The organism is Streptomyces chisholmiae, assembly GCF_031845445.1.
Classification (GTDB): Bacteria; Actinomycetota; Actinomycetes; order Streptomycetales; family Streptomycetaceae; genus Streptomyces; species Streptomyces chisholmiae.
Map to the genome: position 1 here is coordinate 131,807 of NZ_JAVREO010000012.1, position 15,854 is coordinate 147,660.

The 15,854-nt window shown below is 72.3% G+C and carries 16 protein-coding genes; 12 read left to right on the top strand and 4 right to left on the bottom strand.

Features of this window, described 5'->3' with window-relative positions; translation table 11 throughout:
* Positions 1 to 24: 24 nt before the first annotated feature.
* From RM844_RS20520 to RM844_RS20530, 3 genes are all read right to left on the bottom strand, one after another.
* The gene (locus RM844_RS20520; protein WP_311668762.1) at positions 25 to 1,356 is read right to left on the bottom strand and encodes a hypothetical protein; all 1,332 of its coding nucleotides are present in this window, start codon (positions 1,354 to 1,356) and stop codon (positions 25 to 27) included.
* Between the two features lie 475 nt (positions 1,357 to 1,831).
* The gene (locus RM844_RS20525) at positions 1,832 to 2,248 is read right to left on the bottom strand and encodes a hypothetical protein (RefSeq protein WP_311668763.1); all 417 of its coding nucleotides are present in this window, start codon (positions 2,246 to 2,248) and stop codon (positions 1,832 to 1,834) included.
* 77 nt (positions 2,249 to 2,325) lie between these two features.
* Entirely contained in the window at positions 2,326 to 2,892 is a 567-nt protein-coding gene (locus tag RM844_RS20530) for an EF-hand domain-containing protein (protein ID WP_311668764.1), read from the bottom strand.
* 213 nt (positions 2,893 to 3,105) lie between these two features.
* Here RM844_RS20530 and RM844_RS20535 point away from each other — a divergent pair, with 213 nt between their 5' ends.
* Positions 3,106 to 4,155, top strand: a complete 1,050-nt coding sequence (locus tag RM844_RS20535) for an LLM class flavin-dependent oxidoreductase (RefSeq protein WP_311668765.1) — start codon at positions 3,106 to 3,108, stop codon at positions 4,153 to 4,155.
* A gap of 83 nt (positions 4,156 to 4,238) precedes the next feature.
* Here RM844_RS20535 and RM844_RS20540 read toward each other — a convergent pair whose 3' ends face one another.
* Positions 4,239 to 5,852, bottom strand: a complete 1,614-nt coding sequence (locus RM844_RS20540) for a collagen-binding domain-containing protein (RefSeq protein WP_311668766.1) — start codon at positions 5,850 to 5,852, stop codon at positions 4,239 to 4,241.
* A 188-nt stretch (positions 5,853 to 6,040) separates the two neighbouring features.
* On the opposite strand from RM844_RS20540, the gene RM844_RS20545 reads away from it, so the two are divergent.
* The 11 genes from RM844_RS20545 to RM844_RS20595 all read left to right on the top strand — a co-directional run bounded on the left by RM844_RS20545 (position 6,041) and on the right by RM844_RS20595 (position 15,845).
* Positions 6,041 to 7,000, top strand: coding sequence for an ABC transporter ATP-binding protein (locus RM844_RS20545; RefSeq protein WP_311668767.1), 960 nt, complete (start codon positions 6,041 to 6,043; stop codon positions 6,998 to 7,000).
* The gene (locus RM844_RS20550; protein WP_311668768.1) at positions 6,997 to 7,833 is read left to right on the top strand and encodes an ABC transporter permease; all 837 of its coding nucleotides are present in this window, start codon (positions 6,997 to 6,999) and stop codon (positions 7,831 to 7,833) included. Before RM844_RS20545 ends, RM844_RS20550 begins: the two co-directional genes overlap by 4 nt.
* Before the next feature lie 4 nt (positions 7,834 to 7,837).
* The gene (locus RM844_RS20555; RefSeq protein WP_311668769.1) at positions 7,838 to 8,449 is read left to right on the top strand and encodes a TetR/AcrR family transcriptional regulator; all 612 of its coding nucleotides are present in this window, start codon (positions 7,838 to 7,840) and stop codon (positions 8,447 to 8,449) included.
* A gap of 923 nt (positions 8,450 to 9,372) precedes the next feature.
* Complete coding sequence (locus RM844_RS20560) at positions 9,373 to 9,675, top strand: hypothetical protein (protein ID WP_311668770.1); 303 nt, start codon at positions 9,373 to 9,375, stop codon at positions 9,673 to 9,675.
* A 375-nt stretch (positions 9,676 to 10,050) separates the two neighbouring features.
* Positions 10,051 to 10,710 (top strand): hydrolase, encoded by a 660-nt coding sequence (locus RM844_RS20565; RefSeq protein ID WP_311668771.1) that lies wholly within the window; start codon positions 10,051 to 10,053, stop codon positions 10,708 to 10,710.
* 219 nt (positions 10,711 to 10,929) lie between these two features.
* Positions 10,930 to 11,397 (top strand): MarR family winged helix-turn-helix transcriptional regulator, encoded by a 468-nt coding sequence (locus tag RM844_RS20570; RefSeq protein ID WP_311668772.1) that lies wholly within the window; start codon positions 10,930 to 10,932, stop codon positions 11,395 to 11,397.
* Between the two features lie 218 nt (positions 11,398 to 11,615).
* A complete protein-coding gene (locus RM844_RS20575; RefSeq protein ID WP_394814559.1) occupies positions 11,616 to 11,924 on the top strand; it encodes a GNAT family N-acetyltransferase in 309 nt (102 codons plus the stop codon).
* A gap of 37 nt (positions 11,925 to 11,961) precedes the next feature.
* Complete coding sequence (locus tag RM844_RS20580; protein ID WP_311668774.1) at positions 11,962 to 12,198, top strand: (4Fe-4S)-binding protein; 237 nt, start codon at positions 11,962 to 11,964, stop codon at positions 12,196 to 12,198.
* A gap of 190 nt (positions 12,199 to 12,388) precedes the next feature.
* Positions 12,389 to 13,276 (top strand): hypothetical protein, encoded by an 888-nt coding sequence (locus RM844_RS20585; protein WP_311668775.1) that lies wholly within the window; start codon positions 12,389 to 12,391, stop codon positions 13,274 to 13,276.
* Between the two features lie 337 nt (positions 13,277 to 13,613).
* Positions 13,614 to 14,822 (top strand): glycoside hydrolase family 53 protein, encoded by a 1,209-nt coding sequence (locus RM844_RS20590; protein WP_311668776.1) that lies wholly within the window; start codon positions 13,614 to 13,616, stop codon positions 14,820 to 14,822.
* A 135-nt stretch (positions 14,823 to 14,957) separates the two neighbouring features.
* Complete coding sequence (locus RM844_RS20595) at positions 14,958 to 15,845, top strand: AraC family transcriptional regulator (RefSeq protein ID WP_311668777.1); 888 nt, start codon at positions 14,958 to 14,960, stop codon at positions 15,843 to 15,845.
* Positions 15,846 to 15,854 lie beyond the last annotated feature (9 nt).

Consider the following 15,854-nt stretch of genomic DNA (forward strand, 5'->3'; position numbering starts at 1 on the left):
CCGGCCCGCGTGGTGGGGCGCTGTTCAGCTGATGACGTGGGTGTGTTGGGCCCGGCGGGCCCGGTCGCGCAGGGCGATGCGGGCCGGCAGGGCGAACTGGACGACGGTGAGGGCCAGGAAGACGACCGAGTCGAGGAGACGCAGCGGGTCGGCTTCGCCGGCGCCGGCGAAGCGTTCGACGGCGCCGACGAACATCTCCAGGAAGACCGGGGCCAGGGCGAGGACGGTGGTGGCGATGCTGAGGGCGTAGCCGACGACGATCAGCCAGGAGTACCAGCGGGCGACGCGGCGGTCGGTGGGATGCAGGGTGGTCTCGTCGGTGCGCCGGTGGGGGCGGCGCAGCAGGCGCCACAGACGGTTGCGCAGCACCCGCAGGGCGGCGGAGTGCAGGTCGACGCAGCCGATGACGGTGGTGATGAGCACATAGATGTCGGTGCGGATGTAGAAGAAGAACTGCCACAGCAGGCGGGTGAAGGTGGCGAAGGCGATGGCGAGACAGAGCTGGCTCGCGAACGAGGGGCCGGCGCCGCCTCCCCAGCAGGCGTCGGCGATGACCACCAGGGCGGCCAGGGCGAGGACGTCGGCGAGCATGCCCGCGAGGATCGGCAGGTAGCGCTGGCGGCGGGGGACGGTGACGAGCCCGTCGAGCGCTGTCTCCACCACCAGGAAGTAGAAGCGGTGACTGAGCGAGACCCGCGAGCGGATGCCGATGCGGCGGCCGGCCAGCGCGTGGAAGCTCTCGTGGAGGGCGATGAGCGGGGCGACGACGGCGAGCAGCGTGAGGTTCACGACGGAGTAGTAGTCGCTGAAGATCAGGTCCCCGGCCTCGGGGACCCGGCTGGGCGCGTCGGCCATGACGACGACGGCCCAGGTCACGAGGGCGGCGTAGCAGAGCCAGGCGGGCACCGAGAACAGCGCGCGGCCGAGGCGCTGCCAGCGGAGCGGCGGCGGGGGCCCGGGGTCCTCGCCGGCCTGGCGGACGAAGCCCAACTCGTGGAGGGCGCCGATCATGTCGGCCATGTCGACGTGCTCACCGTAGGTCCGGTGGTAGCGGTCCGCGGCCTCGGCGGGTGGCTGGCCGGCGGCCAGCCAGCGCACCAGCTCGGCGCCGTCCGGCGGCAGGATGGCGTAGGAGTCCGTGTCGGGGCGGCCCACGGTGACCTCGTCGCCGTCCGCCAGGTACACCAGGGGGTGCAGCGGCAGGGGGCTGTGTGGGTCCACGGGGAGTCCGCTGGGCGGCGCCTCGTGGTCTCCAGCCCCTGGGTCGCCGGCCTGGAGGTCACCGGCCTCGTGCTCGTCCGCCTCGTGCTCGTCCGCCTGGTCGGGCCCGCCGACGGTGGTGCGGTGGTCGGACACCTGTGCCGCCTTCCGTTTCTGCTCGGCGAGCGCTGGCCGCCGCTGGAGGTCGGGGGTTCCCGGTGTCGCCGTCCGGCCGGGGGCCGGACGGCGACGGTGGTCCCGGGTCAGTTCGCCGGGTACGTGCTACAGGCGGCGGTCGTCAGACGGACGGGGCCGGCCTTACGGATCACGATCTTCTTCATGGCTGTACCTCCTCGCGGAGTCCGAGCGATTGGGACGTGTCCCAGACTGGCCGGCGACGCCAGAGGCGCCCCAGATCCCGCCCAAACTCCGGGAACGCGACCGCCAACGTGACCGGTCAGGGGCACGACGGGCGGTGCGCGGACCAGCGGTCGGTGGCGGTCGGCTGTCCGCGAGGCGGCGGAAGGGGCAACGCACTGGGGCGGCGGGCAGCGGCGGCAGGCGCGTTTCGGGGCCCGGGCCGCTCGAAGGCACCCCGCCAGGTGGGCCGGGGAGCCGTCACCGGCAAGGGTCAGCGCGGCCGCTCGGCGTTGCCCTCGCCCTCGCCCTCCCGCAGTAGCCATTCCCTGACTGAGAGAGCACCTTCAACGAGTCGCCTGACCTGCGCCAGCTCTTGGCGCGAGGTCACCTTCGGCAGCTGGGCGAAGTCATCGGGAAGCACGTCCAGCAGGCTCAGCACGCGGTCTCCCGCACGCAGAGTGATCAACAGCTCGCACCGTAAGTGACGAGGAATATCCGGGCGGTGGAACAGGCGGTGCCACAGGGCTGGCCACAGGTAGTGGGCTCCGTCCGGCGCCGCGTGCGTGCGCACCCATGCCGGGTCCCACCTCTGGTTCAGACGGAGGGCACACGCTCTCTCCTCCAGCCTCACCAGCGAGGCCGTACCGATGACCTGCACCTCGCGAGGCAGCGGCTGATCGGAGTGCATCAACCCCATGCTGCCCGAACCGCGCCCGCCCCTGGGCGGTCAACCGCGGAAAGTCTTGACGGGGGAAGCTCCTGGCGTCAGCGCGGACCGGGCGGGGAGCCGAAGTACCAGCTGCCCGGGGCGGTCGGGTCGGGGCTGGTGAAGTACTCGACGACGGCGGCGCGCAGCTCGGCTCGGGTGAGGCGGCCGTCGCCGTCGCGGTCCAAGTGGCCGAAGGCCTCGGCGACCTCCTCGGGGGCGAGGCCGGGCGCCTGGCCGCGGACGAACGCCGTGTACTCCGCCAGGTCCAACGCGCCGTCGCCATCGCGGTCGGCGAGGTCCGCGATGCGGTCGGCAAGCCCGCCGAGCACCGTGTCCGCCCGCTCCGCGTCGTGGGCCAGCGCCGCGGTGGCGGCGGTGAACTCCGCGCGGCTGATCCGGCCGTCCCCGTCGGTGTCCATGGGCAGGTGCAGCTCGCGCCAGATCCGCAGGTAGGCGTCAATGACGGCCTGCTCCTCGGCGGAGCCCGCCGGGTGGCCGAGCCCCTGGGCGACGCCGCGGCCCATCAGCACGTGGTCCGCCTCGGTCAGCACGCCGTTCCCGTCCCGGTCCAGGCCGTCGAAACCGGCACCGATCTTGGCGATGACGAACTCGTTGTCGCGCACGCTTACTCCCTCCCGTTGGGCCCGAGACTAGGCGAGAGCAACGGGCGGTCAGCCTGTTGAGACCAACTGATCACATCCCATGGGACGCACCCCTTTCACGACCATAAACGATCAGCGGGTGACGCTTTTCGACCGCATTCCGGCCCTCTCGTGCGGCGCCGGGAACTCCGCGATAGTGGTGCGCGTCCATGTCCCCAACTCCCGGGCGGCAACATGAAGTTCAGCTACGCCATGCTCCCCGACTACCCCCTGCGGGAGTCCCTGGCCGCGATCCGGCTGGCCGACGAGTTGGGCTTCCACGCCTGCTACGCGGCGGACGAGACCTGGCACAAGGACCTGTGGCAACTGTTCGCGGTGGCCGCCGGCCAGACCAGCCGCATCCGCCTCGGCCCGAGCGTGTCCCCGGTCACCCTGCGCGAGCCGAGCCTGATCGCCCAGTCGCTGGCCACCCTGGACGAACTCTCCCAGGGACGCGCGGAGGGCGTGCTCTCCAGCGGCAACTTCGGGCTGCTGGCCCAGTACGGCATCGACTGGCGGACGATCCGCCCGCTGTCCCGGGTCAAGGAAGCCCTGCACGTGGTGCGCGCCCTGCTGGACGACGGCACGGTCACCTACCGCGGTGACTTCCACACCTACGAGGGCCTGTTCACCTTCGCGCGCCCGGTCCAGGAACGCCTGCCGGTGATGCTCGGCGCGATGCGCGGACCGAAGTCCTTCGAGGCGGCCGCCGAGTTCTCGGACGGCTGTCACCACGCGCTCAGCTACACCCGCGAGGCGTACGAGTACGCCGTCCGCCACCTGCGGATCGGCGCCGAACGGGCCGGCAAGGACTGGCGGACGCTGGACATCGGCGCCTGGGTCGTCTTCGCCACCGGCCCCGACTCGGCCACCGCGAAGGAGGCCGCCCGGAGCATGGTCGGCATCTACGCCTCCTCGATGTCGGAGGAGCAGCTGCGCCGCAACGGGGTCGACCCGGCGGAGCTGCGCCCGGCCATCGACGCCATCGCGGCCGGTGACCTGGCGCGCGGCATCGAACTCACCAGTCCCGAGGTCGCCGACCGCCTGTCGATCTCCGGCACCCCGGCGGAGTGCCTGGCCAGGATCCGCGCGGAGATCGCGCCCACCGGCGTCAACCACCTGATCTGTGCCCTCACCGACCGGAGCCTGGTGCGCACGTTCACCGGCCGGGAGTTGGCCGGCGTCGCCGACGTGCCCACCCAACTCCGCCTGATCCACGACGAGATCATGCCGGCCCTTAGCTGAACCACGACCGGCCCCGGGCCCCGCGCCCGGACACAGGCGTGCGGCGCCGCCAGCGAGCGGGCGGCGCCGCACGAGGGGTTGGTTCAGTAGTTCACGTGCACGCTGTTGTCCACGCTGTTGTCGATGTGCTTGCACTCGCAGTGGCCTTTGTGCTTGCCCTTGTGCTTGTGCTTGCCCTTGTCCCCGTGCCCGTCGCCGTGCCCGTCGCCGTCACCATCGCCGTCACCGCCGCCGTGCCCGCCGCCGTCACCGTCACCGTTGCCGTTGCCGTTGCCGTCACCATCGCCGTCGCCGTCGCCGTCGCCGTTCCCGCCGCGGTCCCTTTCCTCGTTCTCCAGCTCGACGGTGATCCCGTCCGCCAGGTTGTCCTCGGTGAGGGTGTACGGACCGGTCACCGTCTGCTCGGGGAACTGGTAGCCGCCCGGAACGGCCGTCTCCCGTAGGTAGTACTCGCCCGGCGCGAGGCCGTCGAAGACGCAACTGCCGTCGGAGTCCGTCACACAGGGCGCGTCCGCCATCGTGTCCGGGTCGGCGCCCTCCACCTGCAGGCCCTCGAGCCCGTTGGTCTCCCGCCACAGCTCGAAGACCGCGCCGCTCAGCGGCTCACCGGACTCGGCGTCGGTCTTCTCCACCCGGATCTCGCCCTCGTCGGGCTCGACGTCACCGCATTCGATCTCGGCGTCGAAGGGGAAGTAGTGGATCTCGCCGGCGTTGACCGAGTCCTCGATGGGGCCGGCGACCAGGGACCTGACCACGATGTCGCCCTCGATGTTGGAGGCGTCGAGGTCGGTGAGGAGGGCGCTGGGGGCGAAGATCGTGCCTTCCAGCGTGTCGCCCGAGACGATGGTGATGTCGGTGGCGTCGGGGAAGTCCCACAGGATGTAGGGCGCCTGCGCGCCGCCGATCCCGGCGAGGTTGGGGACGTCCCACTCGAAGACGCCGCCGGTCGCCGTGGTGTCGACGACGATCACCAGCGGCGTTGACGCGGACGGCTGGTTCTGGAAGGTGATCTCCCCCAGGTCGTTCAGTTCCTCGCCCGTCAGGTGCAGGACATTGGTCTGCCCCTCCAGCAGGGTGAGGTTGCCGTCGTCGAGGGTGACGTTGGCGGGGCACTCCGCGATCTGCTGAGCGCGTTCCCGGTAGGTGGCGAACACGTCGGCGAAGTCGATCAGGCCGGGCTGCGGGCCGACCGAGGCCAGTGGCTGCTGGGTGGTCAGCTCGATGCGCGGCACGCTGTTGTAGGGGGCCCCCTCCTCCACCACCTGGGTGTTGACGGAGGCGCCGTTGTTGTCCTCGTTCAGCACGTCGGCGCCGGTGAGGTCGCCGATCTTCACGTAGCCGTCGTTGAGGACGCGCAGCACGCCGTTCGGGTCGGAAGCGGCGAAGTCGACCTGACCGCCGACGAGCAGGGCGGTGGGGTTGGTGTCGCCCGGGGCGACGAAGGTGCCCGGGGTGTTGAGGGCGACGTTGTAGCCGGCGCCGAAGCTCAGGTCGCCGCCGACCGCCACCGGGCCCTCGGACTCGGTGCTGCCGAGCTGCGCGTCCTCCTCGACGATCACGCCGAAGCCTTCGTTGCCTTCCAACGGGTTGCCCTGGAAGCCCTGGGCGGAGGCGGGAGAGGCGAACGCCAGCGGCAGTGTGGCGCCCAGCACGACGCCGAACATCGCTCTCGCGATCGCCTGTCGATGCATCATCATGGGGCGAAGATATAGACGCAAATGCCGCACAACGCCCCACGTCGCCCGGTCGGCAGGACGAAACCACCCGGTGGACCCATCGCGGGCCGCGCCGGGTCAGCGACAGGCGGAGCCGACGGATCGAGAGGAGGGCCGAGACGAGCGTCACACGTTTTGCATTCCTACCTATCGATAGGTAGGTTTCAGGTATGGAGAACGTCACCCCAGCCATCCGCGCCACCGGGCTCGGCCGGGACTTCGCGGGCCGCACCGCGGTACACCAGCTCGACCTGGACGTGCGCCCCGGGGAGGTCTACGGACTGCTCGGCCCCAACGGCTCAGGGAAGAGCACCACCGTCCGCATGCTCACCACCATGCTCCGCCCCTCCCGCGGCACCGCCCACGTCGCCGGCGCCGACATCGACCGCGACCCCGGGACCGTCCGCCGTCGCACCGGAGTCGTCCTGCAGGACACCGCTCTCGACCCCCTCATGTCCGCCCGCGAGCTGCTCCGCCTCCAGGGCCGGCTGCAGTCGCTCACCGCCCGGCAGGCCCGCGCGCGCTGCGCCGAACTCCTGGCCGCGTTCGACGCCCGGGAGTTCGCCGACACCCCGGTCGGCCGGCTCAGCGGCGGCCAACGCCGCCGCATCGACCTCGCCGTCGCCCTGACCCAACGCCCGAAGGTCCTCTTCCTGGACGAGCCCACCACCGGGCTCGACCCCGTCAGCCGCCGCGCCCTGTGGGACGAGATCCGCGCGCTGTCCACCACCCACGGCGTGACCGTCCTGCTGACCACCCAGTACCTCGAAGAAGCCGACCAGCTCTGCGACCGCGTCGGCATCCTGCGCGCCGGGCGCCTCGTCGCCTCCGCCGCCCCACGAGAACTCAAGCAGCGGGCCGGCGACCGCGTGCTCACCCTGCGGTTCCACGACACGCCCACCGCCGACCAGGCGCGGGACCTGCTCGCGGCCAGGGGCGAACGGCTCGACCCGGCCGAGGCGACCCCGCACGCGGTGAGCGTCCGGCTCACCCGCCCGGGAGCCGACGGACAGACACTGCTCGCCCTGTCCGCCGCCGGCCTGCACGCCGCGTCCCTGACCGTCCAGGAGCCCAGCCTGGAGGACGTCTTCCTCCGCCTGGCCCTCGCCCCCGAAAGCGCCGCCGTATGAGCACCACCGCGCTCAGCCCCGCCCTGTCCCCCGCCGCCGACCACCCGGCCCCGCGCACGTCACCGGCGTCGTTCGCGGCCCTGGGACCGCTGACCGCCCGCTCGCTCAGGGCCTGTCTCCGGACGCCGTCGCTGCTCGTCTCGCCCCTGTTCATGAGCGCGTTCTTCCTGGTCATCTACGAGGGACAGCTCTCCTCGGTCGCCGCCACGGCCACGCCGGGTGGCCGCTACGTCGACGTGGTACTGCCGCTGTGCCTCCTCACCACCGCCTTCACCGGCGGCGCCACCGCCGGGCAACTCCTCGTGACCGACCTCGGCTCGGGCTACCACGCACGGCTCTGGCTCACCCCCGTCGCCCGCTGGACCCTCGTCACCGCGCCCGTGCTGGCCGGGGTCGTCGTGCTGACCGGCCAGGCGACGGCACTCACCGCGCTCGCCCTGCTGCTCGGCCTCAGCCCCGTCTCCGGACCGCCAGCCCTGCTGGCCCTCGTCGGCGCGACCGTGCTGCTGGGCACCGGCTTCCTGCTGCTGGCCGCCGCGCTCGGCCTGCACACCGGCAGCAACGCGGCGGTCAGCTCCGTCACCCTGGTCTTCTTCCCGCTCTCCTTCTTCACCGCCACCTTCGTGCCGCGCGACCAACTCGACGGCTGGATGGCACACGCCGCCGACATCAACCCCCTCACCCCACCACTGGAGGCCATGCGCGGCCTGCTCACCACCCCCTGGAGCGAACAGCACCCGCTGCCGGGCGTCGGCGTCGCCCTCGTCATCCTGGTCGCGGGCGCCCTCGCCGCCCACCTCGCCCTGACCCGCCGCACCCGCACCGGAGTGTGAACCCATGCCCCGCCAGACCGACACCCGCACCCGCGCCCGGGACGAGTTCGCCCGCCGCCTCACCGAACACGGCTACCTCGGGGTCTCCCTCGACGACATCGCCAAGGCCGTCGACGTACGGAAGGCCAGCCTCTACCACCACTTCCCCGGCGGAAAGCCGGCCCTGTTCATGGCCGTCGCCGCCCACCACACGGAGGAGGCCGCGGCCGTCCTCGCGCACGCCCTGGCCACCCCCGGCACCCTGCGCGACCGGCTGCTCGCCCTCGCCGCCTCCTACGCCCAGGGCACCTACAACTCCGCCCTCAGCCACCAGATCTACTACGGCACCCGCTACCTCGACGACGCCCAGCGCGCCGAGATCTCCCACGCCTACGTCCACGGCCTCATCCAACCCGTCACCGACCTCATGGCCCAGGCCGTGGAGACCGGCGAACTCCGCCAGGCCGACCCCGAGTTCCTCGCCACCGCCTTCATGGAGCTCGCCGCCACCGTCCAACCCGTGCCCGAGGACATCGCACTGCCCAAGCCGTCGCGCGCCACCCCGGCCCCGGCCGACCGGCTGGCCCGGGACGTCGTCGACCTCTTCCTGCGCGGGGCCGCCCCCGACGGCGCCTGACCGGCGGGGGCGCGGGCCCGGTCGCCTGCGGGGGTGATCAGCCCTGGGCAGAGCGCTGCAGGTCGAGCAGTACGACCTCGCAGTCGTAGTGCTGCGAGGCCGTCATCGCGCCACGGAACCACAGCAGGGGGGACGCGCCCGGGATCGCCCAGCGCCACGATCGGACGCAGGTTGTCCACCTCGGAGTTCTCGGTGACCGGGGTCCACGCCCACGTCGCTCCGCCGTCCGCCGTGCGGGCGTGGAAGATTTCGTGGTGCGCCAGCGCCGACCCGGTGCGCGCCGTTGTCGGTGCCGACTCGCGGCGCGGTGCGGTGGTTCGGTGGTGCCATGGTGCTGGTCCCTTCGCTGGGCGAGCCGGCCGGCGGTCGGTCGCCACGGGCGTGCGTACGGCCATCGACGGCACCGAGGAGGCGGACGCAGGCTCGCACCGTCGTGCCGAGGGCGGCAGCGGCGAGGACGGCAGGCGGCGCCCCGGGAGCCCAAGACCCCTACCGGCGGCTACGGTTCTCTGGTGCGGAGGGCCAACTCCTCGGCCAGGGGCGGGCGGACGGCGGCACGTTTCACCCGAAGCGAGCGGTCGCCGGGTCGGCGGCCCGGCTGGGTTTCGGGGCCTGCGGTCGGCCGCCGCGTGTCGCGGCGCGGAGCGCGCCGGGCGACCTACGCGGCATCGCCCTTTCTGGTCATCGGCACGGAGCATGCTCGCGCGCCGGGCACGGCCGGGCCAGACCCCGGTCAACGGCGGCGCCGGCACCTCCCCCGGTTCCCGATCGAGTGACGTGCGGGCGCGCGGACGACCCCGCCGCGGCCTGGGCCGCTCTTTCGAGTGGTTGGTCCGCTGTCGGGGAGTTCGGGCGGGTGTGCCGGGCAGGGTGGGCGCGGAGACGGTGGTCGTCTCCGGAAAGCTTCTTGAGCGGAGATGGTGATGGCACGTCGTCGTGCGTCGGGTGTACTGCTGTCGTTGCTGGCGGCAGGGGCCTGGATCGGGCTGCTGCCGGGTGAGGCCATGGCAGCGCAGGGCTCGCTGAAGGTGAGCGGGGCCGAATACCTCAACCCCGGGGCCGGCTGCTACCCCGGGCAGGAGGCGCCGCTGCTGGTGGAGAACGAGACGAACACGACCGTGGCGGTCTTCGCCGGATCGCAGTGCAACGGCGAGCGCCTGGCGAACCTGCCGCCGCAGTCCTCGGCGGAGCTGACCACCGGGGGCAGCGTGTACGTCGCGCACTGACGGCCGCCCCGGGGTGGGGCCCCGGCGGCGCGGTGAGTGGGTGAAGTGGGGCCTCGTGCTGGTGCGAACCGGCGCGGGGCCCCACCGCGTGCGCGGAGTGGCGGGTGGACGGCCCTGTGCGGCCGGGTGGCCACCGGGACGGGACGCGGGGCGCAACGCCCCCGTGACGGCGGCCACTTCGGCCGAGCGGAGCGGCAAACCGGCACCCCAGCGGCCTGGTTGACACTTCAACTAGCTCCGACCTAACGTAGGTGACGCGTCAACCAAATGGTGGGGCCGCCCAGCCGGTCAACCCGTGCTCGACCCACGACAGGCGGCACGACGCCGCCGCCCGACCCCAGGCCCCCGGACGCGTCACTCCAGAAAGGGAATCCCTTGAGCACCCAGCACAAGGCCGGACTCGACGCACTGCTGACGCCTGAGGAGAGCGTCGTCGTCCTGATCGACCACCAGCCGTTCCAGTTCGCCAACCTGAACAGCCACGAGCCGACGATGATCGTCAACAACACCATCGGGCTCGCCAAGGCGGCCAAGGTGTTCGGAGTCCCGACGATCCTGACGACCGTGCTGGAAGAGCGCGGCGGCTACCTCATCCAGGGCGTGCAGGACGTGTTCCCGGAGCAGAAGCCGATCAACAGGACCCTGATCAACACCTGGCAGGACGAGCGCGTGGTGGACGCCGTCAAGGCGACCGGGCGGAAGAAGCTGATCCTCGCCGGCCTGTGGACGGAGGTCTGCCTGGCGATGCCCGCCATCCAGGCGGCGGGCGAGGGCTTCGAGGTCTTCGCCGTCACCGACGCCTCCGGCAGCGGCTCGGCGGAGGCCCACGACATGGCCGTGCGGCGCATGGTCCAGGCCGGCGTCACGCCGATCACCTGGCTGGCCGTGACGAGCGAGTGGCAGCGCGACTGGGCCCGCGAGGAGACCATAACGGGCGTCACCGACATCATGCTGCAGCACACCGGCGCCACCGGGGTGGCCTTCGCCTGGGAGACCCAGCTCCTCGCCGGAGGACGCGCCGGGGCCGACGCCTGAGGGCGCGGCCGCGCCCCCCGGCAGCCCGCGGCGACGGGCGCGGGAGGGCGGGCGCGGCCCGAGGGGCGGGTCGCCGACGGCTGCCGGCGACCCGCCCCTCGGCGGCCACGGAGCCGGACCGTGCCGGGCTCGCGGCGCCCCGCGCGGTCCGGAGACCCACCGGAACCAGGCGCGTCAGCGGGATAGGTGAACTGTCAACGACCTCGCTACACTCGGTCCATGAACGCATCACCCCGCTGGCTGACCTCGGAGCAGAAGGCCGCCTGGGACAGCTTCATCCGCATGCAGGAGAAGCTCATCGGCCGACTCTCCCGCCGCGTCCAGGCCGACTCCGGGATGTCCGCGGCCGACTACCTCGTGCTGGCCAAGCTCACCGAGACCGGCCGCGGGCGGATGCGCTTCATGGACCTGGCCAAGCTGCTGGAGTGGGAGAAGAGCCGCATGTCCCACCAGGTCGCGCGGATGGTGAAGCGCGGGCTGGTGGCCAGGGAGGAGTGCCCCGAGGACGGACGCGGCGCGTTCGTCGTGGCCACGCCGGCCGGTCACCGGGCGATCGAGGAGGCGGCGCCGACGCACGTCGAACACGTCCGGCGCCTGTTCATCAACGCCCTCACCCCGGAGGAGCTCGACACGCTCGCCCGGATCTCCGATCGCGTCCTCACGCACATGGAGAAGCAGCCCGACTGACGCTCACCGCCCTCCCGCACGCCCTCAACCGCCACCCACACCCAGGTAGTTGACTTATCAACCGCCACCCTAGGGCGGCCACCCCAGGGCGTCAAACGGCGGCTCCCGAGACCCGGCTTGACCCGCACCGCCTCACCCACGCCAGGATAAAGTTGATGCATCAACCGCATGCGGCTACTGTGGCACGCGACTCAGACGGACGGGCGGTTGGAGGACACATGGCGATCGACGTGCGGGACGTGCCCGAGACGAAGCGGTACGAGGCCAGGATCGACGGGGGGACCGAGGTCGCCGGCTTCGCCGCGTACATGCGCACGACGGAGCTGATCGCGTTCCTGCACACCGAGGTCACGCCGGAGCACGAGGGCAAGGGCGTCGGGTCGGCACTGGCCCGCACCGCCCTGGACGAGGCGCGGACCGCGAACCTGCGGGTGCTGGCGACCTGCCCCTTCTTCGCCCAGTGGATCGCCCGCCACCCCGACTACCAGGACCTGCTCTACCAGTCGCGCAGCAGGGTCAGCGACTGAGCCGGACCGGACACGACGACAAGCGACGGAGGCCGGCATGAGCGGCGGACCCGAACAGAAGGCCTACCAGGGGCAGGGAATCACGGTCACGTTCGAGGCGGGGCGCTGCCAGCACGCCGCCGAGTGCGTCCACGGCCTGCCCGAGGTGTTCGACATCACCAAGCGCCCGTGGATTCAACCGGACGCGGCCACCCCCGACCGCCTGGCCGAGGTGGTGCGGCGCTGCCCCTCGGGCGCGCTGCGCTACCAACTCGCGGACGGCGGCACGGAGTAGACCCCGGAGGAGCCCGCGCGGACCACCGACGAGCCCGCGCGGACCACTGACCGGACGCGGCGAGCGGGGGCGTCGGAGCCGGCCGGGACGCGTGCGACGGGGCCGCGCGAACGGGAGCATCTCGGCCACTCATCATCACAGAACAGTCACTTCTGCCCCATAGTCTCAACGTCGGCGCCATGATCATCACATGAAGCGCACCCGCACCCTCTTGCTCACGGCGGCCACCGCGACCGCCCTAGCCCTCACCGGCTGTGGCGGCGACGACGGCGCCGACGACGCCCAGCCCCGGCCGTCGGCGGACGGCGGCACCGAGGACGCCCTCCGTCAAGCCGTCCAGGCCAACCTCGACGCGATCAACGCGGGCGACGCCGAGGCCGTCTTCGCGTCCCGATCCGCCAGCTGCCAGGAGGACGTCACGGTGGCCGAGGCGGCCGCGGCCGTCGAACTCATCGACGCCCTCTACGGCGAGATCACCTTCGAGTCCCTCGACGTCCTGGAGTTCGACGGCACCACCGCCCGGGTGCACGGCACCACCGGGATCGAGGCCCTGGACGAGGCGAACGGAACCGAGGGCGCGCGCTGGATCTGGGAGGACGGCGCCTGGCGCGACGACAGCTGCGCCGAGGAGGTCGGCGCCGTCCCGGACGACCCGCCGGCCGCGCCGTCCGACCTCGCCGCGGGCGACACCCACGCCTGGGCGGACGGCACGTCGCTGACCATCGAGGGCAGCACGGAGATCCCGCTCGACAGCCTGGGCGAGTTCGACACCGTGGCCGAAGGACACACGCCGTTCTGGGTGGCGATGACCATCGTCAACGACGGCGAACAGCCCATTGACCTGGGCGAGTTCGGACTCGTCGTCACCGGCGCGACAAACGGCGGCACGGTGGACTCGGTGTACCTCACGGACCAGGAGTTCCTGGAGGGCCGCCTCGCGCCGGGCGAGACCAAGGAGTACCGGGAGGCGTACAGCATCGACACCGAGGCGAACGGCCGGGACGTCGTCATCGAGGCGTGGCGCTACACCGACGACATGACCCTGGACGCGCCCACCTGGATCACCACCATCCAGTAGCCGCACCCCCGGAGGTGACCGCGCCCCCGCCGGCTCCCCACCCGGTCACCTCCAGCCGGGGTCGCACACCCGCCGACCCCACAGTAGGCATTATTTATGAATTCATCTTGACAGCGCCTCAGGCCGCCTCCACGATGAACGCACGCCACCCGAGCCGTCCCACCCAGGGCCACCGGCCCGGCTGGCGGAGCCGCACCTCGTGGCCGGACGGCGCCGCGCCGCCCGGCGAACTTCCCGACGCTCGCCACCCGTTGGCGCGCGACCGCGTGACGCGCGCCGACGGGTTCCCTCACACCCCCGGGAGACGCTTATGTCATATGCACGACAACGAAGCCGTGTGTCGGCGTGGCTGACCACGCTCGTCCTTGTCGCCGCGTCGCTGGCCGGCTTCACCGCCGTCCAGGGCGCCCAGGCCAGCCCGCCGCGGGAGCCCGAGCAGCGCCCGCGCCCCGCCGCCGACGGGTTCGCTGGCGGCGGTGACCTCACCATGCTCAACTGGGTGGAGGACAGCGGCGGTCGGTACCACGACGAGCACGGCCGGCCCGCCGACCCGGTCCGCGTCCTGGCCGACAACGGGATGGACCTGGCCCGGCTGCGCGTCTACACCGAGACCGGCCCGGACAACCCGCGGATCGGCCACCCGAACTCCTACCTGCCGGACGGCTACCAGGACACGCCCGACATGCTCGACCTCGCCCGCCGCGTCGACCGGCAGGGCATGGACATCCAACTCACGCTGCACTACAGCGACTACTGGTCCAACGGCGAGATCCAGGACATCCCCAAGGAGTGGCGCGACGTCACCGCCCTGCCCGACGACCAGGCGGTCGCCGCGCTCGAACAGCACGTGCGGGACTACACCCGCGCGACCATGCTGGCGCTGCGGGACCAGGGCACCCTGCCGGCGTCCGTCTCGCTGGGCAACGAGATGCACGGCGGCATCCTCTTCCCCTACGCGGCGACGACCTCCGAGCAGGGCTGGGAGAACCTCTCCCGCTTCCTGCGCGCCGGCTACGAGGCGGTCAAGGAGGTCTCCCCCTCGACGGACGTCATCCTGCACCTCGACGACGGCGGCAACATGGACAAGTACGAGTGGTTCTTCTCCACCGCCGAGGCGCACGGCATCCCCTACGACGTCATCGGCTCGTCCTACTACCCGTTCTGGACGGGCAAGGACATCCCCACCGTGGCCGCCTTCTACGACCAGCTCCACGACCGGTTCGGCAAGGACATCATGGTCATGGAGACCGGCATCAACTGGAACCCGCTCACCCACGAGGGCGTCGAGGGGCAGCTCACCGACAACGGCGGCGTCTCCTACCCCGAGACCCCCCAGGGTCAACACGACTTCCTCGTCGACCTGTTCGGCCAGCTCGGTCAGGTCGGCGACGGCGCGGTGCGCGGCGCCATCTACTGGGACCCGGTGATGATCCCGGCCGACGGCGTCGGCTGGGAGGTCGGCCAGCCCAACGTCGTCAGCAACACCACGCTGTTCGACTTCGACGGCCGGGCACTGCCCGCGCTGCGCGCCTACCGCACCACCTGACCGGTCCGCCCACCCGCCGGTGCCCGTCGCGACCACGCCAGCCCGCACGATCCGGTCCGGGCGGTCGCGGCGGGCCCCGCCACACGCCGCGGCCGGACCGGCCGGCCAGCCTTCTCCCTTTCCGGAGCCACACACATGATCACCGCTCGTGGTTCAGCCGCGCCCGGGCCACCCTCGGCGTTCGCCGGGCAACGGGTGCGCGAGGTGCCGCCCGCGCACGTCGAGGCCGCCCTGCGGCAGCCCGCGACCCGGCAGCTCACCGTCGTCGACGCCGGCTACTACCCCGCGGCAGCCGGCCACCTCCGCCGGCGCGACGTGGGGGCCCGTGACCTGATCGTGCTGCTCTGCGTCTCCGGGCACGGTCAGGTGGACATCGGCGGCGTCAGCCATCGCCTCGGCGCCGCGAGCTACGCCGTGCTGCCGGCCTTCGTCCCGCACCGGTACCAGTCCTCCGACGACGTCCCCTGGACGATCTGGTGGGCGCACCTGCGGGGCGCCGAGATCGGCGACCTCACGCGTCTGCTGGTGCGCGAGGGCCAGCCAGTCGCCGCCGTACGGTCGCTCGACCGGGCCGTCGCGCTCTTCGACGAGTTGCTCAGCCTCCTCGAACGACGGCCGTCGCCGGCCCAGGTCCTGGCCGCCTCGGGTGTCGCCTGGCAGCTCCTGACCCGCCTCGCCGCCGACCGGGCCCTGCCAGGGGACGCGTCGCCGTTCGAACGCGCGGTCCGCTATCTGGAGGCGCGCGTGGACGGAACCATCCAGGTCGGCGCGCTCGCCGAACTCGTCGGGGTGTCCGCCTCGCACCTGGGCGCGCTCTTCCGCGCCGCCACCGGCTCCGGTCCCGCGGCCTTCCACACCGGGCTGAAGATGGCCAGGGCCCGGACGCTGCTGGCGACCACGACGATGCCCGTCGCCGAAGTCGCCCGCGCCGTCGGGTACTCGGACCCCCTGCACTTCTCCCGGCGGTTCCGCCAGCACCAGGGCCTCAGCCCCTCGGCCTACCGCGACCGGGCGGGCGGCTGAGCGAGCGCC